Source organism: Synechococcus sp. H55.11 (genome assembly GCF_047462475.1).
GTDB lineage: Bacteria > Cyanobacteriota > Cyanobacteriia > Thermostichales > Thermostichaceae > Thermostichus.
Genome location: NZ_JANSJI010000145.1, coordinates 21,732 through 23,056, shown reverse-complemented (window position 1 = coordinate 23,056; position 1,325 = coordinate 21,732). Strand labels below are relative to the sequence as shown.

The window sequence follows — 1,325 nt, the reverse complement described above, 5'->3', positions numbered from 1 at the left end:
GCCGATAGGTGCCCAAGGCGCGGGAGGAGGGGGTGGGGGTGGGGATCCCGGTTGCCATGGAATACCCTCGCAGTCGGTGCAGGGAAGGAGAGCCTGCGGATGGAGCGCAACGGGAGCCTCGCGGGCAGATTGCAACTGCTCAGACGTGATGACAAAGCTGGCCCAAAGGTGCTTCAGACGGGGATCCCGACCGGGCGGAATATCGGCGAAAGTTCGCCCTGGGGGTGTGGCCGTGCGGGTGCCGGCAGCCGTGCCGTCCAGAGGCAGCGTAGAAACTGGATCGCCGGCACAGCTCCCCAAAAAAACGACCGACAAGATCAGCGGCAGCGCCCAGCAGATTAAGGGCTTGAGTGTGCAGTTGGATGGCTGCCTCCGGGATCCCTGGATCATGGCTTCACCTCAATACACCACTCCTACGTGAGGCCCGCAAAGGGTTTTCCCGCTAACCGCTAGCAGGATCTTGCCGCAAAGGCCCGCTCCCCAGGTCTGATCCCGATCACATCCTTGGTCGCAGCAGAGCCCGCCCGCACCGTCTGAAGGCGGGCCAAAGCGGGGAACGCCGGCCCCTACCCCTGCGGCACCGCCGCCGCTTCCGGGTAGATGACCAACATGCCCTCGTAGAGGATTTGGCCGGGCTGCAACTCCAGGCGGTCGATGCGCACGCCCGGATCCAACTGAATGGGGAAATCCGCCAGGCCGGGGATGGGGATCTCTTGGCCTTCGCTCACCCACAGAGGGTTGACCAGCCGCAACTGGTTGGGGCCCTGGGCCTGTAGCCCGGTTAGCACCGTAACCGGCACCTCCACCCCCTCGGGAGTCACCAATTGGGCCTGGATGCGCAGCCGATTTTGCTCCAAGGTGACCTGGGGCTGGCGGATCAAGAAGGGCACCGCTTGACCTCCAAAGGGCAGTTGCACCTGTGCCTGGGCCAGTTGAGACTGGATGAGGGGAGCCTGAAGGGTGCGGTTAAGATCGTCTTCGGTGAGGCGCAAGCTCACCTGCACCGGCACAGGGGCCAACAGCCGCAGCGGGCTGCGTCCTTGGATGGCTTCGCCCACGTTGAGGCGAATATCCTGGCCCTGCAGCCGCAGGTGGCTGACCTGGAATCCCTGATAGATAAGGTTGTCTCCCGACACCTGGGCCTGGGGGATCTGGCCGTTCAAAATCTGGGCGTCGGAACCGGCGATCTGCACCTGCAAGTTGTCCACCTGCTGCACCTCGGAGCGGATCCAGGCGGCCACCAAAGGGCTGAGCAGGGATCCGGCAATCTGGGCAAATCCGGGCCAAGGCCAAAACATGGTGGGCAAGCCAAGCAGCAGTGCCAA

The 1,325-nt window shown here is 64.0% G+C and carries 1 protein-coding gene and 1 pseudogene; both read right to left on the bottom strand.

What is annotated here, in order from left to right; all coding sequences use genetic code 11:
• Positions 1 to 315: pseudogene (locus NW853_RS06375) on the bottom strand (hypothetical protein); the annotation flags it as partial.
• Positions 316 to 566: 251 nt separating this feature from the next.
• A partial coding sequence (locus tag NW853_RS06370; RefSeq protein ID WP_414348418.1) for a DUF2993 domain-containing protein occupies positions 567 to 1,325 on the bottom strand: 759 nt, incomplete at its 5' end.